This is a genomic window from Rhizobium sp. P43 (assembly GCF_056730705.1).
The window spans coordinates 1752757-1777448 of sequence record NZ_CM161539.1 but is presented as its reverse complement, the minus strand read 5'-3'; the positions used below and the strand labels follow the sequence as shown (position 1 = coordinate 1777448).

Annotated in this window: 26 protein-coding genes and 1 pseudogene; 19 read left to right on the top strand and 8 right to left on the bottom strand. The window is 62.0% G+C overall.

The features are described from left to right. Positions 1-84: 84 nt before the first annotated feature. The 8 genes from AC1PUL_RS08845 to AC1PUL_RS08810 all read left to right on the top strand — a co-directional run bounded on the left by AC1PUL_RS08845 (position 85) and on the right by AC1PUL_RS08810 (position 7732). Positions 85-1212, top strand: a complete 1128-nt coding sequence (locus AC1PUL_RS08845) for an ABC transporter ATP-binding protein (RefSeq protein WP_480467917.1) — start codon at positions 85-87, stop codon at positions 1210-1212. A gap of 12 nt (positions 1213-1224) precedes the next feature. After that, complete coding sequence (locus AC1PUL_RS08840) at positions 1225-1446, top strand: twin-arginine translocase TatA/TatE family subunit (protein WP_480467916.1); 222 nt, start codon at positions 1225-1227, stop codon at positions 1444-1446. 113 nt (positions 1447-1559) lie between these two features. Beyond that, on the top strand, positions 1560-2399 hold the full coding sequence (tatB, locus tag AC1PUL_RS08835; RefSeq protein ID WP_480467914.1) for a Sec-independent protein translocase protein TatB: 840 nt from the start codon (positions 1560-1562) through the stop codon (positions 2397-2399). Then, positions 2396-3205 (top strand): twin-arginine translocase subunit TatC, encoded by an 810-nt coding sequence (gene tatC / locus AC1PUL_RS08830; protein ID WP_480467913.1) that lies wholly within the window; start codon positions 2396-2398, stop codon positions 3203-3205. Before tatB ends, tatC begins: the two co-directional genes overlap by 4 nt. Positions 3206-3308: 103 nt before the next feature. After that, positions 3309-4592 (top strand): serine--tRNA ligase, encoded by a 1284-nt coding sequence (gene serS, locus AC1PUL_RS08825; protein ID WP_480467911.1) that lies wholly within the window; start codon positions 3309-3311, stop codon positions 4590-4592. Positions 4593-4614: 22 nt separating this feature from the next. Beyond that, the gene (gene surE / locus AC1PUL_RS08820) at positions 4615-5385 is read left to right on the top strand and encodes a 5'/3'-nucleotidase SurE (protein WP_480467909.1); all 771 of its coding nucleotides are present in this window, start codon (positions 4615-4617) and stop codon (positions 5383-5385) included. Then, positions 5382-6035 carry a protein-L-isoaspartate(D-aspartate) O-methyltransferase gene (locus AC1PUL_RS08815; RefSeq protein WP_480467907.1) on the top strand — a complete coding sequence of 218 codons (654 nt, stop codon included), beginning with the start codon at positions 5382-5384 and terminating at the stop codon, positions 6033-6035. The genes surE and AC1PUL_RS08815 overlap by 4 nt, the downstream gene beginning before the upstream one ends. A 155-nt stretch (positions 6036-6190) precedes the next feature. Continuing rightward, the gene (locus AC1PUL_RS08810; RefSeq protein ID WP_480467906.1) at positions 6191-7732 is read left to right on the top strand and encodes a peptidoglycan DD-metalloendopeptidase family protein; all 1542 of its coding nucleotides are present in this window, start codon (positions 6191-6193) and stop codon (positions 7730-7732) included. Between the two features lie 75 nt (positions 7733-7807). On the opposite strand, the gene AC1PUL_RS08805 is transcribed toward AC1PUL_RS08810, so the two are convergent. Beyond that, a complete protein-coding gene (locus tag AC1PUL_RS08805; protein WP_480467904.1) occupies positions 7808-8680 on the bottom strand; it encodes an ATP-binding protein in 873 nt (290 codons plus the stop codon). A gap of 206 nt (positions 8681-8886) precedes the next feature. Between AC1PUL_RS08805 and yajC the strand changes: the two genes are divergently transcribed. The 5 genes from yajC (at position 8887) to AC1PUL_RS08780 (ending at position 13665) form a co-directional block, all read left to right on the top strand. Next, positions 8887-9234 carry a preprotein translocase subunit YajC gene (gene yajC, locus AC1PUL_RS08800; RefSeq protein WP_480467902.1) on the top strand — a complete coding sequence of 116 codons (348 nt, stop codon included), beginning with the start codon at positions 8887-8889 and terminating at the stop codon, positions 9232-9234. Between the two features lie 62 nt (positions 9235-9296). Beyond that, positions 9297-11849, top strand: a complete 2553-nt coding sequence (gene secDF / locus AC1PUL_RS08795) for a protein translocase subunit SecDF (RefSeq protein ID WP_480467900.1) — start codon at positions 9297-9299, stop codon at positions 11847-11849. 4 nt (positions 11850-11853) lie between these two features. After that, entirely contained in the window at positions 11854-12252 is a 399-nt protein-coding gene (locus tag AC1PUL_RS08790; RefSeq protein ID WP_480467899.1) for an Mth938-like domain-containing protein, read from the top strand. 22 nt (positions 12253-12274) lie between these two features. Beyond that, positions 12275-13129, top strand: a complete 855-nt coding sequence (locus tag AC1PUL_RS08785) for a phytoene/squalene synthase family protein (protein ID WP_480467897.1) — start codon at positions 12275-12277, stop codon at positions 13127-13129. A gap of 86 nt (positions 13130-13215) precedes the next feature. Then, positions 13216-13665 carry a hypothetical protein gene (locus AC1PUL_RS08780; protein ID WP_480467896.1) on the top strand — a complete coding sequence of 150 codons (450 nt, stop codon included), beginning with the start codon at positions 13216-13218 and terminating at the stop codon, positions 13663-13665. Positions 13666-13673: 8 nt separating this feature from the next. Here the strand turns inward: AC1PUL_RS08780 and trmFO are convergent, their stop codons facing one another. From trmFO to tyrS, 3 genes are all read right to left on the bottom strand, one after another. Beyond that, entirely contained in the window at positions 13674-15083 is a 1410-nt protein-coding gene (gene trmFO, locus AC1PUL_RS08775) for a methylenetetrahydrofolate--tRNA-(uracil(54)-C(5))-methyltransferase (FADH(2)-oxidizing) TrmFO (RefSeq protein ID WP_480467895.1), read from the bottom strand. A 143-nt stretch (positions 15084-15226) separates the two neighbouring features. After that, complete coding sequence (locus AC1PUL_RS08770) at positions 15227-15370, bottom strand: DUF1127 domain-containing protein (protein ID WP_480467894.1); 144 nt, start codon at positions 15368-15370, stop codon at positions 15227-15229. A gap of 261 nt (positions 15371-15631) precedes the next feature. Beyond that, positions 15632-16888 carry a tyrosine--tRNA ligase gene (gene tyrS / locus AC1PUL_RS08765; RefSeq protein WP_480467893.1) on the bottom strand — a complete coding sequence of 419 codons (1257 nt, stop codon included), beginning with the start codon at positions 16886-16888 and terminating at the stop codon, positions 15632-15634. 138 nt (positions 16889-17026) lie between these two features. On the opposite strand from tyrS, the pseudogene AC1PUL_RS08760 reads away from it, so the two are divergent. Together AC1PUL_RS08760 and AC1PUL_RS08755 are read left to right on the top strand one after the other, a co-directional pair. Beyond that, positions 17027-18133: pseudogene (locus AC1PUL_RS08760) on the top strand (anhydro-N-acetylmuramic acid kinase); the annotation flags it as partial. 33 nt (positions 18134-18166) lie between these two features. After that, positions 18167-18691: a GNAT family N-acetyltransferase gene (locus tag AC1PUL_RS08755; protein WP_480468541.1), complete on the top strand. Its 525-nt coding sequence runs from the start codon at positions 18167-18169 to the stop codon at positions 18689-18691. On the opposite strand, the gene AC1PUL_RS08750 is transcribed toward AC1PUL_RS08755, so the two are convergent. The 4 genes from AC1PUL_RS08750 to AC1PUL_RS08735 are packed head-to-tail and all read right to left on the bottom strand — an operon-like array spanning position 18643 to position 20561. Then, on the bottom strand, positions 18643-19488 hold the full coding sequence (locus AC1PUL_RS08750) for a patatin-like phospholipase family protein (RefSeq protein ID WP_480467891.1): 846 nt from the start codon (positions 19486-19488) through the stop codon (positions 18643-18645). The two genes, AC1PUL_RS08755 and AC1PUL_RS08750, sit on opposite strands and share 49 nt — an antisense overlap. A gap of 32 nt (positions 19489-19520) precedes the next feature. Further along, positions 19521-19730, bottom strand: a complete 210-nt coding sequence (locus AC1PUL_RS08745) for a hypothetical protein (protein WP_185810349.1) — start codon at positions 19728-19730, stop codon at positions 19521-19523. Next, positions 19727-19882, bottom strand: coding sequence for a hypothetical protein (locus AC1PUL_RS08740; protein WP_480467889.1), 156 nt, complete (start codon positions 19880-19882; stop codon positions 19727-19729). The genes AC1PUL_RS08745 and AC1PUL_RS08740 overlap by 4 nt, the downstream gene beginning before the upstream one ends. A 1-nt stretch (position 19883) precedes the next feature. Continuing rightward, entirely contained in the window at positions 19884-20561 is a 678-nt protein-coding gene (locus AC1PUL_RS08735) for an alpha/beta hydrolase (RefSeq protein WP_006728558.1), read from the bottom strand. A 205-nt stretch (positions 20562-20766) separates the two neighbouring features. Between AC1PUL_RS08735 and AC1PUL_RS08730 the strand changes: the two genes are divergently transcribed. From AC1PUL_RS08730 to sufC, 4 genes are all read left to right on the top strand, one after another. Beyond that, positions 20767-21933: a cysteine desulfurase family protein gene (locus AC1PUL_RS08730; protein WP_480467888.1), complete on the top strand. Its 1167-nt coding sequence runs from the start codon at positions 20767-20769 to the stop codon at positions 21931-21933. Between the two features lie 141 nt (positions 21934-22074). Then, entirely contained in the window at positions 22075-23544 is a 1470-nt protein-coding gene (sufB, locus tag AC1PUL_RS08725) for a Fe-S cluster assembly protein SufB (protein WP_480467887.1), read from the top strand. Beyond that, positions 23544-23768 (top strand): hypothetical protein, encoded by a 225-nt coding sequence (locus tag AC1PUL_RS08720; protein WP_480467886.1) that lies wholly within the window; start codon positions 23544-23546, stop codon positions 23766-23768. The genes sufB and AC1PUL_RS08720 overlap by 1 nt, the downstream gene beginning before the upstream one ends. Before the next feature lie 146 nt (positions 23769-23914). Continuing rightward, positions 23915-24670, top strand: a complete 756-nt coding sequence (gene sufC / locus AC1PUL_RS08715; RefSeq protein WP_138286194.1) for a Fe-S cluster assembly ATPase SufC — start codon at positions 23915-23917, stop codon at positions 24668-24670. Positions 24671-24692: the final 22 nt, after the last annotated feature.

The following is a 24692-nucleotide window of genomic DNA, read 5'->3' as shown; positions in this document are numbered from 1 at the left end:
TTTTTGAATGGTGACCGGTCCCAGCCGGCTCGTCTGCGGTCTGGATGTCCGCGATGATCCGGTCTGAGCCGCGCGGACGGCAGAATGAACCCAGCGAAGATCCAGCATGGAGACGGCCAGCGCACGGCGGGCGTGACCTTTGCCGCGCGCCTCACCTTCGAGGACATTCATCATCGCTATCACGGAAAGGAAACGATCCGTGGGGTCTCGCTGACGGCGGAGCCGGGCGAGGTGCTGTGTCTTCTCGGCCCCTCCGGCTCCGGCAAGACGACCCTGCTCAGGATCGCCGCCGGCATTGAGGCCCAGGCGTCCGGCCGCGTGCTGATCAATGACCGGGAGGTCGCCGGTTCCAACACCTTCCTGCCGCCGGAAAAGCGGGGCATCGGCCTGATGTTCCAGGACTTCGCCCTGTTTCCGCATATGTGCGTGCTCGACAACGTCCGCTTCGGCCTGACCGCACTGCCGCGCAAGGATGCGGTCTCCGAAGCCATGGCCGCCCTGGAGCGGGTAGGGCTTGCCCATTATGCCGAGAAGTTTCCGCATGCCCTTTCAGGTGGCGAGCAGCAGCGTGTGGCGCTGGCGCGGGCACTGGCGCCCCGGCCAAGCGTGCTCCTGATGGACGAGCCCTTTTCCGGTCTCGATTCGCGTCTGAAGGACACCGTGCGTGCTGACACGCTCGCAATTCTTCGTGAAACCCGCGCGACCGCCGTCGTCGTCACCCACGACGCGGAGGAGGCCATGCGCATGGCGGACCGGATCGCGCTTCTCAAGAACGGCCGGCTCGTGCAGGTCGGAACCTCCGACGATCTCTACCGACGCCCGAAGGACATTTTCGCGGCCGCCTTCTTCTCCGAGATCAACGAGTTCTCGGGCCGCGTGCGCGGCGGACGCGTCGAGACCCCCTTGGGGGCTGCGGATTCCGGAGCGATTGCCGAAGGGGCCGAGGTTGAAGTTGCCGTGCGTCTGTCGGGTCTGGCCGTCCGTGAAAGCGGCGGCTCCATTCCGGCCCGCATCATTGCCCGCCGCTTCCTCGGCGTCGTCGAGCTGCTGGACCTTGCCGTTCCCGGCACCGAGCGGCCGGTCCGCGCCCGGATCCGGGCCGACATCTTGTCGCCCGGCGTGCGCGACGTCACGATTGCGGTTGAGCCGAAGGACATTTTGGTGTTTGAAAAGACAGCGGAAAGCCCCTACATCGGGGAAACCAAAATCTAAGGAGTGGCAGGCATGGGTTCGTTTAGCATTTGGCACTGGATCATCGTTCTGGCGATCGTCCTGCTTCTCTTCGGCCGCGGCAAGATCCCGGAACTGATGGGCGACGTTGCCAAGGGCATCAAGAGCTTCAAGAAGGGCATGAGCGACGAAGACGAAAAAGAGGCGGAAATCGCTTCGAATGCCCAGCCCACGGTGACAAAGACGGTCGAGCACAAGGCCGACGAGGTGAAGTGATCGGCGTCAGCTGATCGGACGGGCGGCCCTTTCGGCTGCCCGTTCTTCGTTGATTTCTTGGAAGACCGGCGCCGGTTTGAGGCGCCCTTGCGTGGCATCAGGAGCCCGTTTGCATGCTGGATATTGGCTGGACCGAGCTGTTGGTGATCGCCGTCATCCTGATCGTCGTGGTCGGTCCGAAGGATCTGCCGCCGATGATCCGGGCCTTTGGCAAGATGACCAAGCGGCTGCGCCAGACGGCGGGCGAATTTCGTGCCCAGTTCGATGAAGCCCTGCGCGAGGCGGAGCTTGACGATATCAAGCGATCCGTCGATGACGTGCGCTCGCTCAATCCGGCCAACAGCATCCGCGAGGCGCTCAATCCTCTGCGTCAGATGGGGCAGGACATCCGTTCCGACCTGGAGCGATCGACCCGCTTCGAGCCGAAGTCCGATGCCGAGGACGACGGGGTAGAGAACTCCATTCTGCCCGAATTGCCGTTCGGCCTCGATGAGCCACCGCAGGAACTGAGGCCGGTCGCACAGCAGCCGGCGCAACCTGCCACGGCATCACAGCCCGTTCCGTCTGCGCCGGCCGCTGGAACGGCACCGGCACAGGCTCCTGTTCCGGCGGCAGTCGACACAACGCCTGTTGCTGCCACAGCCGCATCCGCACCCGCACCCGTTGTCGCAGCTCCGGCGCCAGCGCCCGCAAGTCCTGCGCCTGCCGCTGCTGTGCCCGCCAAGGCATCAAAGGCCTCTGGCAGCAAACCGGCGGCAAAGACGGCTGCTCCGGCCAAAACCGCAGCGAAGACGCCAAAATCCGCGCCGGCAGCTGCGGCCGAAGCGCCGAAAGCCAAGGCCGTGCGGGCCAAGTCGTCGGCAACCAAGACGGCAGAGCCTGCGCCGGCGGCCGACATCAAGGTCAAGGCAGCGCCCAAGACGCGCAAGATGAAGAGTGAGGACCGCGCATGAGCGGCGAGATTGAAGACAAGCCCCAGCCGCTGATCGAACATCTGATCGAGCTGCGCTCGCGCCTTATCTGGGCGCTCGGCGCCTTCTTCGTGGCCTTCATTGTCTGCTTCTATTTTGCCAAGCCGCTCTTCAACATGCTTGTTGTGCCCTACAAGTGGGCCGTCGGCTGGGCCGGTCTCGATGTGTCGAAGACCGAGCTGATCTACACCGCGCCGCAGGAATTCTTCTTCACCCAGGTGAAAGTGGCGGCCTTCTGCGCCATGGTGCTGGCCTTCCCGGTGATCGCATCGCAGGTCTATAAATTCGTGGCACCCGGTCTCTACAAGAACGAGCGTGCGGCCTTCCTGCCATTCCTGATCGCCTCGCCGCTGCTCTTTTTGCTCGGCGCATCGCTCGTCTATTTCCTGTTCACACCCATGGTCATGTGGTTCTTCCTGGCCATGCAGCAGGCGCCGGAAGACGGAAGCGTCGCGATTTCGCTTCTCCCGCGGGTTTCGGAATATTTGAGCCTGATCATGACGCTGATCTTCTCCTTCGGGCTGGTCTTCCAGCTTCCGGTGGTGACGTCGCTTCTCGTCCGTGTCGGTCTGCTTGAAAGCCAGTGGCTGGCGGACAAGCGCAAGTATTTCATCGTCGTCGCTTTCGTTGTCGCAGCGATCGTCACGCCGCCGGATCCCTTGTCCCAGATCGGTCTTGCACTGCCGACGATCCTTCTCTACGAGGTTGCGATCTATGTGGCGCGACTCATCGAAAAGAACCGCGCGGGCACGCAACTCGCCGAGGTCGGCTCCGCAGAGAAGACCTGAGACGTGCCGGCTGGTCCTGCCACGTTCAACCCATCAAGACATGGGGCCGGACCTGGCCGCCGGCCACTCCGCTCCCGGTCGAACTTGAAGACCTGGAACGACGATGCTCGATATCAAGTGGATCCGTGAAAATCCCGAAGCTCTGGATGCAGCCCTTGCCAAGCGCGGGGCCGAACCGCTGTCGGCATCCCTGATCGCGCTCGACCAGAAGCGCCGCGCCGTTGCCCAGTCGATGCAGGACATGCAGTCGCGCCGCAACTCGGCCTCCAAGGAAATCGGCGCCGCCATGGCGGCCAAGAACATGGAGCTCGCCGAGAAGCTGAAGGCGGAGGTAGCTTCGCTCAAGGACACGCTGCCGGCCGCCGAAGAGGAAGAGCGCCAGCTCACGGCAGAGCTCACCGATGCTCTCTCGCGCATCCCGAACATCCCGCTCGACGACGTGCCCTCCGGCAAGGACGAGCACGACAATGTCGTTGCCCGTGTCGTGGGACAAAAGCCTACCTGGAACCACAAGCCGTTTGAGCACTTCGAAATCGGCGAAGGCCTCGGCTATATGGATTTCGAGCGGGCCGCCAAGCTTTCCGGTTCGCGCTTCACCGTACTGACGAGCCAGTTGGCCCGCCTCGAGCGTGCGCTCGGCCAGTTCATGCTTGATCTGCACACGACCGAACACGGCTATACCGAAGTTTCCTCGCCGCTGATGGTGCGCGACGATGCCATGTATGGCACCGGCCAGCTGCCGAAGTTCGCGGAAGACCTGTTCAAGACGACGGATGGCCGCTGGTTGATCCCGACGGCGGAAGTGACACTGACTAACCTCGTCTCCGGCGAAATCCTCGACCAGGAAAAGCTGCCGCTGCGTTTTACCGCGCTCACCCCATCCTTCCGCTCGGAAGCAGGTTCTGCCGGCCGCGACACGCGCGGCATGCTGCGCCAGCACCAGTTCTGGAAATGCGAACTTGTTTCGATCACCGATGCGGAAAGCTCGATTGCCGAGCACGAGCGCATGACCGCGTGCGCGGAGGAAGTGCTCAAGCGCCTCGGCCTGCATTTCCGCACCATGACGCTATGCACCGGTGACATGGGCTTCGGCGCCCGCAAGACCTACGACCTCGAGGTCTGGCTGCCGGGACAGAACACCTATCGTGAGATCTCGTCCTGCTCGGTCTGCGGCGATTTCCAGGCGCGGCGCATGAATGCCCGCTACCGCAACAAGGACGGCAAGGGCACGACCTTCGTGCATACGCTGAACGGCTCGGGGACGGCGGTCGGCCGCTGCCTGATCGCGGTCATGGAGAACTATCTCAACGAAGATGGCTCCATCACCGTGCCGGACGTGCTGCTGCCCTACATGGGCGGCATCAAGAAAATCGAGAAGGCGGCCTGATCACGCCGCAACCGGAGTGACCATGCGTATTCTGCTGACCAATGATGACGGTATCCACGCTCCCGGGCTCGCCTCCCTGGAGCGGATCGCCCGCGAACTCTCCGACGATGTCTGGATTGTGGCGCCCGAGACCGACCAGAGCGGTCTTGCGCATTCGCTGACACTGTCGGAGCCGCTTCGCTTACGTGAAGTGGGACATCAGAAGTTCGCGTTGCGCGGCACGCCGACCGATTGCGTCATCATGGCGATCCGCAAGGTGCTGGATCGCAAGCCTGACCTGGTGCTCTCGGGCGTCAATGCCGGTGCCAACATGGCGGATGACGTGACCTATTCCGGCACCGTGGCTGGCGCGATTGAAGGCACCGTCCACGGCGTTCGCTCCTTTGCGCTCAGCCAGGCCTATAGCTACGAAGCGGGTTCGCCCATCCCGTGGCATGTGGCCGAAACGCTCGCGCCGGATCTGCTGAGGAAACTCTCCAAGATCGACCTGCCGCCGGGCACCTTCCTCAACCTGAACTTCCCCAACTGCGAGCCGGGTGAAGTGCAGGGCATCGAGGTGACGTCGCAAGGCAAGCTCGAATTCGGGCTTTCGGTCGAAGAGCGCCAGGACGGACGCGGGCTGCCTTATTTCTGGCTGCGATTCGGCGACCGCAAGGGCAATTTCCGCGCTGGAACGGACATCCATGCCTTGCGCGAGAAGAAGATTTCCGTGACGCCGCTGAAGCTCGACATGACGGACTACGCGGTTCAGGACATGGTTGCGGCTGCACTCGGCGAAGGGGACGCGGTGTGAGATCGGCTTTGGTCGAGCGGGAGGGCTTTGCGGCCCTGGTGTTGCGGCTGCGTGCCGAAGGCATCACCAATCTCGACCTCCTGACCGCCGTCGAGCAGACACCACGCTCGAGCTTCGTTCCGCCCGAATATGCCCAGAATGCCTATTCGAGCCGGTCCATCCCGATCGAATGCGGTCAGTTCATGGAGGGGGCGGATCTTGCCGTGCGGATCCTCTCGCTCCTCCAAGTGAAGCCTGGCCACCGAGTCCTGGAGATCGGCACGGGCAGTGGTTTCGCAACGGCGGTGCTGGGCCGTTTAGCGGAGCGGGTGATTTCCATTGAGCGATACAAGACGTTGATTGCAAGTGCCCAACGGCGGTTGGAGCAGCTGTCGATTCGCAACGTCATCCTGCGTCAGGTCGATGGTTCCAATGGATTGCCGGGCGAGGGGACCTTTGACCGAATCATCTCGACTGCCGCCTATCCGTCCATGCCACGCTTCTATGCCGAACAACTCGTATCCGGCGGCATGCTGCTGGCACCGCTGATGTTGGACGACGAGCGCTGTATCATGGTCCGCCTGACCAAAACGGGCAGCCGGTTCGAGCGCGAGGATCTGTTCGAGGTTCCCTTCCTGCCCTTGCAGCCGAAGATCGCCCAGCATCTCTGACTGGCTCGCAGGCCAGTGTCGCGGCTGGCCGCATTTGCATCTTTTATATGCGTATCGTCGAATTCGTTCACAACGAATCCACGGGGTTAACCGACCGGTAATACTAACGCGCTTTAATGAACCCACATCAAGTTGTGTCATATGTGGGTCGAGTCATGCGTAAAAGTGTATCGCCGAAAGCTGGATTGCCTATCGCTCGTGTATGCGGTGCGCTCCTTCTGGCCGGCACTGCGGCTGGCTGCAGTTCCGACGCCTCGCGCTTCAGCTCGGTTTTCTCCACGGACAATCTGACGACGGCGTCTATCCCCCGCCAATCTGCGCTGCGCAATCAGCCGCCGATCCCTGCCGAAAACATTGGCGGTGGCGGCATGTATGGCCAGAATCAGGCGATGGCGCAGCCGATGCCGGCAAGCCCTGCTTACGAGGCGCCGGCCTCTGCCCGTGCAGCAAGCATGCCTGCATCCGTGCAGCGGTCCGAGCTTGCCGCCCCCGGGCTTCCTCCCGCTGCCTCCAACAACAACTCCGAACGGGCCGCCGCTCTGTCGCAGCCTTTCCCGGCAGCGCCGCAGCAGCCGTCCGGCCAGATGGCGTCGGCCAATTCCGGCCAGGTCCTCGCCGAGCCTGCGACCACCGGATCGACGCCGAGGCAGGGCGGTTGGTCCACCGCTGGCGCCGCCCGCGTCACGCTGCGTCCCGGCGAAACGATCGCCACACTGGCAGACCGCTATGGTGTGCCGCAGAGAGAAATCTTGAAGGCCAACGGACTGACGCAGCCCACCGATGCGGCTCCGGGGCAGCTCGTCATCATCCCCACCTTTGGTGGTCCCAATCCAGCGCGCGCCGCCGCTGATGCCTCTGGTCTTCCCGCAGATGGCCGCAAACCGGTGCTTCCGGGGGATCAGCAGCAGAACGTTGCCGTTCTGCCGAATGTGCCGACCCCGCGCGACAAGCAGCAGGCGGCGGCTTCGACCGCAACGGGCAAGCCAGACGCTGCTGGCGGCGCCGGTTCCTATATCGTCAAGCCTGGCGACTCACTGGTGCGAATCGCCAAGGCCAATGGCGTTTCCGTCGATGAGCTGAAGAAGGCGAACGGCCTGTCTACCGGCAATATCCGGATCGGTCAGGCGCTGGCCATACCCGCCCGGGGTGCCGCAGCGCCTGCGGTCGCTCAGGCGCCGGCCGCACCAGCTGCCGATCCGGTAAAGACCGCGTCAGTACCTGCCAATGCCCAGCCAGCCGAATACAAGGCGCCGACTGCCACCAAGTCGGTGACGGAAGTGGCTGCCGCCAAGCCGGAGACCGCAGCTCCGGAGCTGACAGGGATCGGCAAGTATCGCTGGCCGGTGCGCGGCGCCGTGATCGCCAATTTCGGTGCCAATATCGACGGCAAGCGCAGCGATGGTATCGCAATCTCCGTGCCGCAGGGCACGCCGATCAAGGCCGCCGAGAACGGCGTGGTCATCTATGCCGGCAACGGCCTGAAAGAACTCGGCAACACGGTACTCGTCCGTCACGACGACGGCAAGGTAACCGTCTATGGCCATGCCGACAGCCTTTCGGTCCAGCGCGGCCAGAAGGTCCAGCGCGGCCAGACAATCGCGACCTCCGGCATGACCGGCAACGTCAAGCGTCCGATGCTGCATTTCGAAGTCCGCAAGGACGCGGCACCGGTCAACCCCATCACTTACCTGGAATAGAGTATTGCGTACCAGGTCAGTGAAAAGGCCCGGAGCTCGCGCTTCGGGCCTTTCTGTTTCTGCGTGAATTTGGCTTTACCGACGATCGGTTGAGACCCTGAGCCTGCCAGCGAGGTCCTGGATGTATTGCCAGGCGACACGACCCGAGCGACCGCCACGGGTGGTTGCCCATTCGAGTGCCTCGTGATGCAGTTGTTCACGCGGCAGCGGCAGGGCGAAATGCGCTGCATAACCGTCGATCATCGTCAGATAGTCGTCCTGGCTGCACTTGTGAAAACCGAGCCACAGGCCGAAACGGTCCGATAGCGAGACCTTCTCTTCCACCGCTTCCGACGGATTGATCGCCGTCGATTGCTCGTTTTCCATCATGTGGCGCGGCAGCAGGTGCCGGCGGTTGGACGTCGCGTAGAACAACACATTGTCCGGCCGGCCTTCAACGCCACCATCGAGGGCTGCCTTGAGCGATTTGTAGGCGGTGTCATCATGGTCGAAGGACAGGTCATCGCAGAACACGACGATGCGCTGTGGTGCATCCTTGATAATGTCCAGGAGTGCGGGAAGCGTTGCGATATCCTCGCGATGAACCTCAACGAGTTTGAGCGCAATGCCATTGGTCCTGACGATGTCGGCATGCACCGCCTTGACCAGCGAGGACTTGCCCATGCCGCGTGCGCCCCAGAGCAGCACGTTGTTGGCCGGAAAGCCCTGGGCGAAGCGCAAGGTGTTCTCGTGCAGGATATCGCGCACATGATCAACACCCCGGATCAGGCCCAGTTCCACGCGGTTCGGCCGCTTGACCGGCTGGAGATGCAGGCGTGCCGGAGCCCAGACGAAACAGTCGGCGGCCTGCCAGTCATTGACGGCTGGTGGCGGCCCCGCGAGCCGCTCCACGGCCTCGGCGAGACGCTTCACTTCCGCCAGAAGTGCGCTCATGGTCTGATCGTCCATCGTCATCCTCCTCGTCGTCCGGTCGGGATCGGGAACCCTTGCGTCGGGCGGTATCACGCAGAATTCAGCGCATAAAGGGTAGGGGGCTCGAAAATGGTACGCCTCGGCGCTGTTTCTGTTGCATTCACGGGCTCTCTCACTATATTCCGGCGACCTGACGAGGGGGCCGCGCGGCTCTACCAATACGCTTCAAGAGGGAGTCATACATGTTTATCACGCAGGCCTTTGCCCAGGACGCCGCTGCTGCTCCGAGCGCCATGGGGTCCGGACTGGAAATGCTGCTGCTCTTCGCACCGCTGATGGTGGTGTGGTATTTCTTCCTGATCCGTCCGCAGCGCCAGCAGATGAAGAAGCGTGAAGAGACCCTCTCGGCCATCCGTCGTGGCGACCAGGTCATCATGGGCGGTGGCATCGTCGCCAAGGTCACCAAGGTGATCGACGACAAGGAACTCGAACTCGAAATCGCCGAAGGCGTGAAGGTTCGTGCGATGCGCCAATATGTGGCGGAAGTCCGCGTCAAGGGCGAACCGGTCAAGACCGAAACCGCCGCCTGATCCCGCTGGGCCGGCCTCGCGCCGGCCTTTGCCATTTTCCGATACCCTGATCCGAGAGTTCCATGCTTTACATTTCCCGCTGGAAGACATTGTTCATCTGGTTGACCGTCGCGCTCGGCGTTCTTGTCGCTTTGCCCAATGCCTTCACGGACGAGGAACTGGAAGCATTTCCCTCGTGGTTCCCCGCACACAAGGTGACGCTCGGCCTCGACCTGCAGGGCGGCTCGCACATCATGCTGAAGCTCGAGCGCCAGGACATCGTCAAAGAGCGTCTTGAGACCATCGTGGGCGACGCGCGCACTCAGTTGCGTGAGGCCGGCATTCGCTACACCGGTCTCTCGGGTGTGGGTCAGCAGATCCAGGTGCGCATCACCGATGTCGCACAGGTGCCGGCCGCCATCGAAGCGCTTCGTCCACTGACCGATCCGGTGAGTGTCGGCGGTCTTACGGGCGGGACTGTCACGGAAGTCGCGCTTGAAGAGGCCGAGGACGGCCTGCTGCGTTTGACCCTGACGGATGCCGGTATTGACTATCGCGTTTCCTCTGCGGTGACGCAGTCGATGGAAGTCGTCCGCCGACGCGTTGACGAACTCGGCACGACCGAGCCTCTGATCCAGCGCCAGGGTGAAGACCGCATCATCGTCCAGGTCCCTGGTCTGACCGATCCGCAGCGCCTGAAGGCCCTGCTGAACCAGACGGCAAAGCTGTCCTTCCACATGGTCGATACGACCATGCCGGTGACCGAGGCGATCAACAACCGTCCGCCGCCGCAGTCGGAAGTGCTCTATTCCACCGACGATCCGGCGGTGCCCTATCTGATCGAACGCCGTGCCCTTATTTCCGGCGAAAACCTCGTCGATGCCCAGGCCTCCTTTGATCAGCGCACCAGCGAGCCGGTCGTCAGTTTCCGCTTCGACAGTCGCGGCGCGCAGCGTTTCGCCCAGGCGACCCAGGAAAATGTCGGCAAACCCTTTGCCATCGTGCTCGACAATCAGGTGATTTCCGCCCCCGTGATCCGCGAACCCATCATTGGCGGTTCCGGCCAGATCTCCGGCAACTTCTCGGTTGAGGGCGCAAACGACCTTGCTGTTCTGCTGCGCGCCGGTGCCCTTCCGGCAACGCTGACGGTCGTGGAAGAACGCACGGTCGGACCGGGCCTTGGACAGGATTCGATCAATGCCGGCGTCACTGCCAGCATCATCGGCGGCATCGCCGTCGTGCTTTTCATGCTGGCCTTCTACGGTACGTTCGGCGTCATGGCGAATATCGCGCTGGCCGTGAACATTGCCCTGATCCTCGCCGCGCTGTCGCTGCTCGGATCGACGCTGACCCTGCCGGGTATAGCCGGTATTGTGCTGACGATGGGTATGGCGGTTGACTCCAACGTTCTCATCTATGAACGCATCCGAGAGGAGGCGAAGAACGGTCGGCCATTGATTCAGGCGATCGACATCGGCTTCAAGAAGGCCTTCGCGACGATCGTCGATGCGAACCTGACGACGCTGATCGCCGCCGTGGTTCTGTTCTTCCTTGGATCCGGCCCTGTCCGCGGCTTTGCCGTGACGCTCTCGGTCGGTATCGTCACGACGGTCTTCACCGCCTTCACGCTGACCTTCTGGCTGATGGCGTTCTGGTACCGCTGGAAGCGCCCGAAGCACATTCCCAAGGGGGTACGCACGGGTTTCTTCGACAGCCGCAACATCCGCTTCATGGCGGCGCGCAAATTTAATTTCGGACTGGCAGCCATCATCTCGGTCGCCTCGCTGATCGGATTTGCCACCTTGGGCATGAACCTCGGCATCGACTTCAAGGGTGGTTCGATCATCGAGGTCCAGGCTCGAGACGGAACGGCGGATCTGTCCGATATTCGCGAGCGCTTGAGCCAGTTGAACCTGGGAGAAGTTCAGGCACAGGGCTTTGGTGATGAGTCCAGTGCCTTGATCCGCCTGCAGGCCCAGGATGGCGGAGAGAACGCCGAGCAGTCGGCGCTTAGCAAGGTGCGTGGCGAACTGGAAGCCGAGTATGACTTCCGCCGCGTTGAAGTGGTCGGACCTTCGGTCTCCAGCGATCTGACCTTCTCTGCCACCGTCGGTGTGGCCGCTGCCCTCTTCGGCATCCTGGTCTACATCTGGTTCCGCTTCGAATGGCAGTTTGCGCTGGGAGCGATCATTGCGACCTTGCACGACGTCGTCTTCACGCTCGGGCTTTTCGTCCTGACAGGGATCGAGTTCAATCTGACCAGTATCGCTGCAATCCTGACGATTATCGGCTACTCGTTGAACGACACCGTCGTCGTCTATGACCGAATGCGAGAAAACCTGAGGCGTTACAAGAAGATGCCGCTCGAGGTGTTGATCGACGAATCGATCAACCAGACACTGTCGCGTACGGTACTCACCGCAGGCAGCACCATGCTGGCCCTCGGAGCGCTCTATATGTTCGGCGGGGAAGTCATTGCGTCCTTCACCTTCGCCATGCTGGCGGGCGTCTTGATCGGCACCTTCTCGTCGATCTACATCGCCGGTCCGGTCCTGATCGCCTTCAAACTGCGTCCGGAAACCTTCCAGCAGGATGATGCCGAGGGCGAAAAGATGCCAGCCAAGGCGGGAGCCTGATCCGATGGTCTTCGGCTTCGGCGACAAGGGCGTCACCATTCGTGACGCCCATTTCCCGGGGCGGCCCGGCATCGACAGCTACGGCAACGGCGGCTTCCGCTTTGCAGATATGTCGCATCGGGGCTCGCTGCTGCTGCTTCCGTCAGGCGTTTATGGCTGGGAGCAGACCGAGGAAGAGCCGATAACGCAGGCATCGCTGGCGCGCGTTTTCGCTGAGACAGGCATCGAATTTCTTCTCCTGGGCACAGGCCGACAGCTCCGCCTTGCTGATCCGGACCTCAGGGCCGCTCTGAAGGCAAAGGGCATCGCCACAGACCCGATGGGAACCGGTGCTGCAATCCGCACGTATAACATCATGCTGGCTGAGCAACGTCCGGTTGCCGCCGCTTTGATCGCTGTCTGACTCTGTCCCTGAAAGGTGCACCGTGAGCGAGTTTCCGTCGGACAATGAGGCGCTGTGCCTGCGGACGCTGCAGGAGACGGATCGCGATCGCTATCTTGCGAGCCTCCTGACACCCGGGGATCGGCGTGCGGCCGTCGTCGCTCTCTATGCCTACAATGCTGAAATCGCTCGTGTTCGCGATGTCGTGCGCGAACCGCTTCCGGGCGAAGTTCGGCTGCAGTATTGGCGGGACCTGCTGCAGGGCGCCGCGCATGGTGAAACCTCCGGTAATCCCGTGGCCGCCGAACTGCTCTGCGCTGTGGAGACCTGGCGGCTCCCGGTGGCGCCGCTTGTCTCCATGGCCGATGCGAGGATCTTCGATCTCTACGACGACCCGATGGAAACGACCGCGATGTTCGAGGGATACGCGGGCGAAACGGCTGCGGCTCTGATTCAGCTTGCCTCCCTTGTGCTCGATGCCGAGGCCTCTAAGGGTGTCGCCGAGATCGCAGGACATGCCGGTGTCGCATTGGCCGTGGCTGGTGCGATCCTGCTGATGCCGATCCATCGCTTGAGGGGGCAGCTCTACCTTCCCATGCAGATCCTCAGTTCCGTTGGGCTTGATCGGGACGCGTTTCTCTCGGCGACGGATGACCCGCGTCTGGGTGCGGCAGTCCAGGCCTTTGCCGGCTTCGGCCTCGATCACCTGCGCAAGGCGCGCGCAGCCGGCCCGCTCCCCAAGAGCCTGCTTGCGGCCTATCTGCCGGTGACGCTCGCCGAGCCCGTCCTGACTCACGCCACAAAACTCGGCGCAGCCAGTTTCACGCAGGACATTCGTCCTCCACAGTGGCGCAGGCAGCTATCGATGATGAAGCTCCTGGTCACCGGCCGTCTGTAAGGCTTTTCAGTCGTCACGCTCACGCAAGGCTCGCCTGCTAGCAGCATTTGCAGTAGACTGCGCGGAAAAGGAGGCGAGATCGAGCAATGGTGACCTGGGGTATCGTCTTCGCGTTGATTCTTGCTCTGGCCTATATCTCGTCGCGCCTGGTGCGCCAGGAAGATGAAGGTTTTCAGGATGCAGGGCTGGCCCTTCTCGAATTCGGTCGTGCCTTTCCGCAGGAGGCGATCCGCAGTCTGCATGCCACGGCCGATGGAAAAGCCGTTTTCGTGCGTCTGCACGACAACAAGGCCGGCTTCATGCGCAGCCTGCGCAACCATTTCGTCTGCCACCTGATCGAGCCTGGAACCGTGCGCGTCCGCGCCTTGGCGAACGGCAAGGGGATCGCCGTCGAATTTCTCGACGCCCCGTCCCATAACGGCGAATTCACCTTCTCGAACCAGGCAACGGCAGCGGAGGTGTCCCTGTGGTTGCTCGGCAATTTCATCAGCCATGCCGATCGCGAGCCGGATACGGCATCGGGCACGGCGAGCTGACGCTGCCCTCAGGCGGCGCCAAGCCAGGTCTTGCAGTGTTCGAGCGCGCGCGCTGCAATCAGCTGCCGCTTCATGATCGTCTTGTCCTTGCCGCGGAAGCGCTTGATGCCCTCCGGCTTGACGATCGAGCCGGGTTCCAGCTCCGGGAAAAGCCCGAAATTGATGTTCATCGGCTGGAAGGACCGCTTGCCCGGTTCCTCGTCGGAGACGATGTGGCCGCCGGTGATGTGGTTGAGCAGTGAACCGAGCGCTGTGGTGGCGGGCGGAATGCTCGGTGTCTCGCCCTTGCGCTGCGCTGCTGCGAAACGGCCGGCAAGCAGGCCGATCGAGGCGCTTTCCACATACCCTTCGCAGCCTGTGATCTGGCCGGCAAAGCGCAGGCCCGGACGGGCCTTCAGCTGCAGGCTCTGGTCGAGCAGCGTCGGGGAGTGGATATAGGTATTGCGATGCAGGCCGCCGAGACGGGCGAATTCGGCATTCTCCAGGCCCGGAATCATCCGGAAGATCTCCGCCTGCGCGCCATAGCGCAGCTTGGTCTGGAAACCGACCATGTTGTAGAGCGTGCCGAGTGCGTTGTCCTGGCGCAGCTGCACGACCGCATAGGGCTTGACGGTCGGGTTATGGGCGTTGGTGAGGCCCATTGGTTTCATCGGCCCGTGCCGCAGCGTCTCGCGGCCACGCTCGGCCATCACCTCGATCGGCAGGCAGCCGTCGAAATAGGGCGTGCCTTCCCATTCCTTGAAGCCGACGGCGTCGCCGGCAATCAGCGCGTCGACGAATGCATTGTACTGGGCCTCATCGAGCGGGCAGTTGATATAGTCCTTGCCCGTGCCGCCGGGCCCGACCTTGTCGTAGCGCGACTGGTACCAGCAGATGTCCATGTTGATGCTGTCGGTATGCACGATCGGCGCGATGGCATCGAAAAAGGCCAGTGCATCCTTGCCTGTCTTCTCCCGGATCGCCTCGGCAAGCGCTGGCGAGGTGAGGGGACCTGTCGCGATGATCGCGAGGTCCCAATCCTCCGGCGGCAGGCCGGTGACTTCTTCACGTACGACAGTGATCATCGGGTGCTGGTGGATGGCGGCGGTTACCGCATCGGAAAACCCGTCACGGTCGACGGCGAGCGCGCCACCGGCCGGCACCTGATGCTTGTCGGCACAGGCCATGATCAGCGAATTCGCCAGCCGCATTTCCGCATGGATGACGCCGACGGCATTCGAGGTCGCGTCATCGGAGCGGAAGGAATTGGAGCAGACCAGTTCGGCAAGGCCGTCGGTCTTGTGCGCATCCGTGCCGCGCACGCCGCGCATCTCGTGCAGGATCACCGGAACGCCGGATTGTGCAACCTGCCAGGCAGCTTCAGAGCCGGCGAGGCCGCCGCCGATGATATGAATGGGGGAGAAGGAGCTGTTTGTCATGGGCGGCTCCATATCACGCCTCGCGGCGCAAGGTCCATCGGGTGCGGAGGATGGCCGTGCGGCTTGCGATCACAATCGTGACGGCGGAATCAAAAACGGCACCATGCGGTGCCGTCTGACAGGCTGCTTTGCGTGCGTTCCGATTAACGGAAGGAGCGCGAAGCGATGTTGCGGATTTCGTAGCGGGTGATGCCGATGTCGTTGAGGGTCTGCTGGGACAGGTTGCCCAGTTCAGCCATCGTGCGGCGGTAGCTCATCCAGTTCTTGGCAATGCGGATCGGGTTCATGGTCGTTTCCTCGGTCAAACTTTGTGGCTGATCTTGCGGTCGTTCCCGCATCAGCGATTGGGCTTCTTATACAGGTGTAAAACAAGATTGTGCAGTGCAAATAATGTGCGACTGCTATGCATTTGTGCATGATGTTGCCGTGATATGTGGCAGGCCTGAAGGGCTGGTCAAAAACGCGCCATGGGTTAATGGCCGTTTATAAATGCAGAAAAGCCCGCATTTGCGGGCTTTTCGCAGAGGTCTGGATCGACTGATCGGGGATCAGACAGGCTTGATCAGAATGTGCTTCTTCTTGCCGAGCGACAGCTTGATCACGCCGTCTCCGGTGAGCTGTGCACTGCCGACAGCCATGCGCTCATCCGAAACACCGGCATCGTTGATCTTCACCGCACCGCCCTGGACGTGGCGACGGGCTTCGCCGTTGGAGGCGGCAAGGCCTGCCTTGACGATCAGGGCGAGCAGGCCGATGCCGGCTTCAAGCTCGGCGGCTGCCACTTCGACCGTCGGCAGCGTATCGGCGAGCGCACCTTCCTCGAAGGTCTTGCGCGCCGTTTCGGCAGCCTGTTCGGCGGCGTCGCGGCCATGCAGCAGCGTCGTCACTTCCGTGGCGAGGATCTTCTTGGCTTCGTTGATTTCGGATCCGCCAAGCGCTGCGAGACGGGCGATCTCGTCCATCGGCAGGATGGTGAACAGCTTGAGGAAGCGTACGACATCGGCATCCTCGGTGTTGCGCCAGTACTGCCAGAAGTCATAGACCGGCAAGAGGTCGGCATTGAGCCACACGGCACCCGAGGCCGACTTGCCCATCTTGGCACCCGACGAGGTGGTGAGCAGCGGTGCCGTCAGCGCATAGAGCTGCGGCGTGCCCATGCGGTGGCCGAGATCGATGCCGTTGATGATGTTGCCCCACTGGTCGGAACCGCCCATCTGCAGCCGGCAGCCGTAGCGCTGGTTCAGCTCGACGAAGTCGTAGGCCTGCAGGATCATGTAGTTGAATTCGAGGAAGGACAGCGACTGCTCGCGGTCGAGGCGCGTCTTGACGCTGTCGAAGGAGAGCATGCGGTTGACCGAGAAATGCCGGCCGACATCGCGCAGGAACTCGAGATAGTTCAAGGGGCGCAGCCATTCGGCATTGTTGATCATCAGGGCGCCGCCCTTCGGACCCTTCTCGTAGTCGAGATAATGCGAGAAGCAGCGCTTGATCGAGGCGATGTTCTCCTCGATCGTCTCGATAGTCATCAGCTTGCGCGCTTCCTCCTTGAAGGAGGGGTCGCCGACCATGCCGGTACCGCCGCCCATCAGCGAGATCGGCTGGTGGCCGGTGGCTTGGAACCAGCGCAGCATCATGATCTGCATCAGATGACCGACATGCAGGCTGGATGCCGTCGGGTCATAGCCGATATAGGCCGTCACGCTTTCCTTGGCGAGCAGGTCGTCGAGCCCCGTTTCATCGGACATCTGATGAATGAAGCCGCGCTCGGAGAGGATGCGGAGGAAATCGGACTTGAACTTCGTCATGACGCTGTTGCTTTCGGTTTCTCTGGTCTTTCGGTGGCACACTTTAAAATCCGCGCGGGCTTTAGCATTGTTTTTTGAATTGTGCACCCGTCTCGGTCATGAATGTCCGGCGTGAGTGGCAGTCGAATCAGGTGGCAAATGGCGGAAATCAGGACGGCGATCGGGTTGATGAGCGGCACCTCGATGGATGGCATCGATGTGGCGCTGGTTCGCACCGATGGCGAGGCAATCGTTGAGCGCGGCGGCTTTCTGTCTGTTCCCTACGAGCCAGCCTTCCGCGACCGGCTGAAGCGGGCGCTGGAAGATGCCAAGGCTATCAGGCACCGCGACGAACGTCCTGATGACCTCTCACGTATGGAGAGGGACCTGACTCTACGTCATGCAGAAGCGGTCGCGCTTTTCCTGCGGCAGCAGCAGCTGAAGCCCGAGCAGATCGACCTCATCGGCTTCCATGGCCAGACGGTGCTGCACCGACCGGATGAGGCGCTCACCGTCCAACTGGGCGACGGGCCGCTGCTGGCAGCCGAAACCGGCATCGACGTCGTCTATGACATGCGCGCCAATGACATGATCCATGGCGGGCAGGGCGCCCCACTGGTGCCGGTCTATCACCAGGCGCTGGCGCACCAGATCCCGGCAGAGGACTGGCCGGTCTGTTTCGTCAATATTGGTGGCATTTCGAACCTGACCTTCCTCGACCGCGAAGGCACGATCACCGGCTTCGACAGCGGACCCGGAAATACGCTGATCGATCAATGGGTCGAGACCCATGCCGGTATCCCCTATGACGACGGAGGTCGAATTGCGTCCGAAGGTTCGGTCATGGTGGCGCTTGCCGAGCGCTATCTCGACAATCCCTTTTTCACCGGAACCAAGCGCCGCTCGCTCGACCGCAACGATTTTCGTCCGCCTGAAGGCCACGAGGCCGAACTGTCGGACGGCGCCCGCACACTCGCTTTTGTCTCGGCGGCTGCGATCCTCAAATCCGCAGGCCATCTGCCGAGCCCGCCGAAGACCTACGTGATCTGCGGCGGGGGGCGCCTGAACCGGACGATCATGGCGGATCTGGTGCGCCTCGCTGGCGAACAGGGAGCAAGGGTGGTGACCGCCGAGCAGGCGGGCTTTGATGGCGACGCCATGGAGGCGGAGGCCTGGGCCTATCTGGCCGTGCGCTCGGCGCGGGGGCTTGCGCTGACCTTTCCGGGGACGACAGGGGTTCAGCAGCCGGTGAGCGGTGGCGTACTTGCACCGTCGGCGTTGTTGCGCACGCCGCGCCTGATGCTGACGCGGTGGTTGGATGGTGACGAAGAGCGTCTTGTCGAATTGCACGGTACGCCGGAGACCAGCGCCTATGTCGGGCACGGCAAGCCCTGGGATCGGCACTACGCACGAGAGCGACTGGCTGGGTGGCGGACAGGCTTTCACCGCCATGGCTGCTCCACTTTGAAGCTGTTGGCGGCCGATGGCTCTGAGTTCGTCGGGCGCGCCGGCATCAGTTGGTATGAGGACGCGCAGGTCCATCAACTTGCCTATTCGATCGTCCAGTCCAACTGGGGCAAGGGTTACGCGAGCGACATCGCCAGCGCTCTGGTGGGGTGGTTCTTCGAGGCCGAGATCGGACAACGGCTGGAGGCTATGGCGCATGTCGACAACGCGGCCTCGTTACACATCCTCGAAAAGACAGGTTTCCGGGACATCGGCATCCGCTCCGTGCGAGGGGAGCTCTGCCGCTTCTTTGAGATGAACCGTGCCGATTATGCGGATCTCGCAAAGGCAAGCCCATCCCGCAAGCCCACTTCATAGGCATGGCGGATGCCGGGGGCGTCACCGACGGAGAACTTGCCGACCGGGATGTCTTCGCTCGGGCCGACCACCACGCGATTGGGCGCGGACGGCGGCTTGCGGCCAAAGCGGGTGGTCAGAAGCAGTGTCTTCCAGCCCTTCGCTTCGACTTCCGTGAGCTTCATCAGCGGCGGATTGTCGACGAGCCCGCCATCGAGATAGGCGCGACCCCTGACACGACCGACCGGCATGAAGGGTGGCACGGACGAGGTGGCCATCAGCGCATCGACGAGTTCGCCGGGATAGTCGCAATTGTGCGTCGAAATCCAGGTAGGGCGCAATTTCATCCTGAGGCCCGCCTTGGAATGGGTGCCGTCGGTCAGAAGCTTTTCGATCTGGTATGCGCCGATCGAGCCGAGGGCGCCGAGCGCACCGGGCATCCAGTCCGGCAGGCCGGAGAGCTGGATCAACATCGGCGGTGCCGCCTTGAGCGTGGCGAGTTCTTGCTCGCCGAACGCGTCTGCGAGCAGTTGCCGGAAGAGCTTGCCCACCACGAGCGGCGATTCCCGCCGCCGAAGCGCCCCCCAATCAACACCGCGGTGGCCCTGTTCGGCAAAGGCGAAGGCGGACGCCCTGACACGGTCGCCGACGCCAGCAAGATGCATCGCGCCGTGATAGGCGCTGGCCGAAACGGCGACATAGAAACGCGGATTTAGCGGCTGATGCTCGCTGAAGGCTTTCAGGAAGCCGCTTTGCCAGTAGCATCGGTTGCCACCGCCTGCGAGGCCGACGGCGTCAAATGTGAGGGGTGAGGTCATTCAAAATCGCAGTCTGAAATCCGGATTGGAGGCTAGTCACGTTGGAGCAATGCGAGGGCAGCGTCGATCTTGTCCTTGCCGCGCTCTGCGCGTTCATGGAAGCGCTTGCGGGCCTCGTCTTGCCGGATAATGTCCTTGCTGACCTCAACCAGAAAATCGCTCAGAGTTAGGCCGTTCTCCTGTGCCAGCTGTTCGATCTGTGCGTCCAGCGGCTCAGGTAGGTTGATCGTGACTGCTCTCATAGCTTGAGCTCCTCAATCAAGTTGGCGGGCTCTATGACCTCGATGTGGTCAAACCTCAGGTCGCCACCGATGAAGTCCCTGACATTCGAGGCAGGACCCTGGCCGATACAAGCGCTGACCAGCACATTTGTATCGGCCACGATCCGGATCATGTTACCGGATCCGCTTGGCGGCGGGTTCGGGAACCAGTTCGCCGTCGAGGCGACGGTCGAGATAGTCTTCGCATTCTGCCATCAGCGTTTCCACCTGGCCGTTGAAGAAGTGGTTGGCACCCGGCACCGTCTTGTGGGTGATCAGGATACCCTTCTGCGTCTTCAGCTTGTCGACGAGGCCGATGACGTCCTTCTCCGGGGCTACCTTATCGCTGTCGCCGTTGATGATCAGGCCGGATGACGGGCAGGGGGCGAGGAAAGAGAAGTCGTAGATGTTCGGCTGCGGCGCGATCGACATGAAGCCTTCGATCTCAGGGCGACGCATCAAAAGCTGCATGCCGATCCACGAGCCGAAGGAGTAGCCGGCCACCCAGCAGCTCTTCGAATCCGGATGCAGGCTCTGCACCCAGTCGAGGGCAGACGCCGCATCCGACAGCTCGCCGGCGCCATGGTCGAATTCACCCTGGCTGCGGCCGATGCCGCGGAAGTTGAAGCGAAGCGTGGTGAAGCCGCGCTTCTGGAACATGTAGAACAGCTGGTAGACGATCTGGTTGTTCATCGTCCCGCCGAATTGCGGGTGCGGATGAAGGATGATCGCGATCGGCGCGCTCTTTTCCTTGGAGGGCTGATAACGGCCTTCGAGACGACCCGCGGGGCCGTTGAAAATCACTTCGGGCATTAGGTTCCGGTCCCTGACATTTTTGCGGTTCGTCAACATCAAATTAGAAAGCTGACTTGACGGCGTCAGTCAGCTTTTCTAGAACGAAGTTTAGAACCGTTCGAAACTGGATGGCGTCGCATCCGGGGTGAAGGTGTCATAAGGCAAGCCCGGCGGAAATTTCAAGGAAAATGCACCGCCTGATGTAAGGGAGTCCGAACTGAGGATGGCCGTTGAGCGCATCTATCTCGACTGGAACGCCACCGCGCCCCTGATGGGCGCGGCGCGCGATGCCATGCTTGATGCGCTCGCCATGCCCGGCAACCCGTCTTCCGTGCATGCCGAGGGGCGGGCAGCCCGGGCCGTGATCGAGAAGGCGCGCCGCGAGGTGGCGCACCTCGTCGCTGCCGAGCCGGCGCATGTGACCTTCACCGCAAGCGCGACCGAAGCCGCCAATCACATGCTGTCGCCGGTTTACCGCATGGGCAAGTCGCGTGTTTCGCTCGGTCGGCTCTACGTTTCCGCGATCGAGCATCCGGCTGTCAGAGCCGGCGGACGCTTTGCCGCTGATCATGTGACGGAAGTGCCGGTTGCCCGTTCGGGTCTTGTCGATCTCGATGCGCTTGCCGCCGCTCTTGCTTCACATGATCCCGCAGATGGGCTGCCTTTGGTCGCAGTGATGCTGGTCAACAATGAAACCGGCATTATCCAGCCAATCCAGGAGATCTCCGCCGTCGTAAAGAAATCAGGTGGGCTGCTGGTGGTGGATGCCGTGCAGGCGGCAGGGCGCATTCCTCTGTCGATCTCTGAACTCGGCGCTGATTTCCTGATCCTCTCGGCCCACAAGCTGGGTGGCCCCAAGGGTATCGGTGCGTTGGTGTCGCGTGGCGAGACCTTGATGCCGGAACCTCTGGTGCGTGGTGGTGGCCAGGAGAAGGGGCATCGCGCCGGTACGGAAAATCTCGCGGCGATCGCGGGCTTTGGTGCTGCTGCGCGCGAAATGGCGGCGGGCCTGGTTGAGCGCAATGCGCATGTGTCTGCACTTCGCGATCGGGCTGAGCAAGCCATGCTGTCGGTGGCGCCGGACACCGTGATCTACGGACGAGGTGAAGCGCGTGTCGGCAATACGAGCTTCTTCCATCTGCCGGGGCTGAAGGCAGAGACCGGGCAGATCGCCTTCGATCTCGAAGGCGTGGCTTTGTCGGCCGGTGCCGCCTGCTCATCGGGCAAGGTGGGTGCAAGCCACGTGCTGACCGCCATGGGCGAAGATGCTGCGACCGGGGCGCTTCGCCTGTCGATCGGCCCTGATACGACGGAAAGCGACGTCGATCGCTTTTTGGGCGCCTTTGCAAAGATTGCTGCCCGCCGCAAACCGGCGGGGCAGGCCGCCTGAGGCGGCGAAAAACCGGGCCAGACGTCGTTTTTCCCTTGCCAAGAGGGGTGAAATGATGGCTCGGGAACCTTATGTATGGCGGGTCACCGCCCAACGTTAACAAGCTGCCGGAATTTGGCCCGGCAAGATTGGAGAACGACCATGGCTGCTGTGCAGGAAACGATCGATCAGGTCCGCCAGATCGACGTCGACCAGTACAAGTACGGTTTTGAAACCACGATCGAAGTCGACAAAGCCCCGAAGGGCCTGTCGGAAGACATTGTCCGCTTCATCTCGGCAAAGAAGAACGAGCCGGAATGGATGCTTGAATGGCGCCTCGACGCCTACAGGCGCTGGCTGACGATGGTCGAGCCCAGCTGGGCGCGCGTCGATTATCCGAAGATCGACTTCAACGACATCTACTACTACGCGGCACCCAAGACGGCTGCCGGTCCGAAGTCGCTCGACGAAGTCGACCCGGAACTCCTGAAGGTCTATGAGAAGCTCGGCATTCCGCTGAAAGAGCAGGAAATGCTGGCGGGCGTCCAGTCCTCCAAGATCGCGGTCGACGCGGTGTTCGATTCGGTCTCCGTTGTCACCACCTTCAAGGAAGAGCTGAAGAAGGCCGGCGTGATCTTCATGTCGATCTCGGAAGCGATCCGCGAACATCCCGAGCTGGTGAAGAAGTATCTCGGCTCGGTCGTTCCGGTCACCGACAACTATTATGCGACGCTGAACTGCGCCGTCTTCACCGACGGTTCCTTCGTCTACATTCCGAAGGGCGTTCGCTGCCCGATGGAATTGTCGACCTATTTCCGCATCAACGAGAAGAACACCGGCCAGTTCGAGCGCACGCTGATCATTGCCGAGGAAGGCGCCTACGTCTCCTATCTCGAAGGCTGCACGGCACCGCAGCGCGACGAAAACCAGCTGCATGCAGCCGTGGTCGAACTTGTGGCGCTTGATGATGCCGAGATCAAGTATTCGACCGTCCAGAACTGGTATCCCGGCGACAAGGACGGCAAGGGCGGCATCTACAACTTCGTCACCAAGCGCGGCGATTGCCGTGGTGCGCGTTCGAAGATCTCCTGGACGCAGGTCGAGACCGGCTCCGCGATTACCTGGAAGTACCCGTCCTGCATTCTGCGCGGCGATGACAGCCAGGGCGAGTTCTACTCGATCGCCGTCTCCAACGGTCATCAGCAGGTCGATAGCGGCACCAAGATGATCCATCTCGGCAAGAACACCAAGAGCCGGATCATCTCCAAGGGTATCTCGGCCGGCGTGTCGCAGAACACCTATCGCGGCCAGGTCTCGATGCACCGCAAGGCGGAAAACGCCCGCAACTTCACCAATTGCGATTCGCTCCTGATCGGCGACACCTGCGGCGCGCATACCGTGCCCTATATCGAGGTGAAGAACTCGACAGCCAAGGTGGAGCACGAGGCGACGACCTCGAAGATCTCCGAGGACCAGAAGTTCTACGCCATGCAGCGCGGCATCCCGGAAGAAGAGGCGATCGCGCTCATCGTCAACGGCTTCGTCCGCGACGTTATCCAGCAGCTGCCGATGGAATTTGCGGTTGAAGCCCAGAAGCTGATCAACATCTCGCTCGAGGGTTCGGTCGGCTGATGAACGAGAAGGTCGAGAACCTCATCCTCGAACATCTGAGGGTCATGCGGACGGACATCTCTTCCCTGAAGGAAGAGATGGTCGGCATGCGTTCCGAGATGCGCGCCATGAAGCAGTATCTTGCTGGCTTCATGACGGACGAGGCTCGACAAGACGGCGAGATTGCGGAGCTGAAACTTCGTCTCGAACGTATCGAAAAGCGGCTAGAGCTGAGCGAGGGCTGAGACCGTGCCTCGCGGGCCATGACCGGGTCATGGGTCGCTACAGCCTCGGGACGAGCCCGAGGATGACGGAATTGAACAGGCGCCCCAGCGGCGCAACAGGAAACGACAGGCGGCCCTTGAACCGCCCGATGGACAGGAACACAGACATGCTTGAAATTCGCAATCTCCATGCCCGCATCGCCGAAGACGGCACCGAAATCATCCGCGGCCTGAACCTGACCGTGAAGGCCGGCGAAGTGGCCGCCATCATGGGCCCGAACGGCTCCGGCAAGTCGACGCTGTCCTACATCCTGTCGGGCCGCGAAGACTATGAAGTCACCGAAGGCGATATCCTCTATAACGGCGAGAGCATCCTCGAACTCGACCCGGCTGAGCGCGCTGCCAAGGGCATCTTCCTCGCCTTCCAGTATCCGGTCGAAATCCCGGGCGTGGCCACCATGCAGTTCCTCAAGGTCGCGATGAACTCGCAGCGCAAGGCGCGTGGCGAGGACGAGCTGACGACGCCGGACTTCATGCGCCGCGTCAAGGAGGCCGCTGCCGAGCTGAAGATCAATCCTGACATGCTGAAGCGCCCGCTCAATGTCGGCTTCTCCGGCGGCGAGAAGAAGCGCGCCGAAATCTTGCAGATGGCGCTGCTCGAACCGAAGCTCTGCATCCTCGACGAGACCGACTCGGGCCTCGACATCGACGCTCTCAAGATCGTCGCCGATGGCGTCAACGCTCTGAAGCGTCCGGACCGCGCAACTGTTGTCATTACCCACTATCAGCGCCTGCTCGACTACATCGTGCCGGACACCGTCCATGTCCTCTACAAGGGCCAGATCATCAAGTCCGGCGACAAGTCGCTGGCGCTTGATCTGGAAGCGAACGGCTATGCCGACATCACGGGGCAGGCTGCCTGAGTTCGGGCCGAGTTTGAAGGAG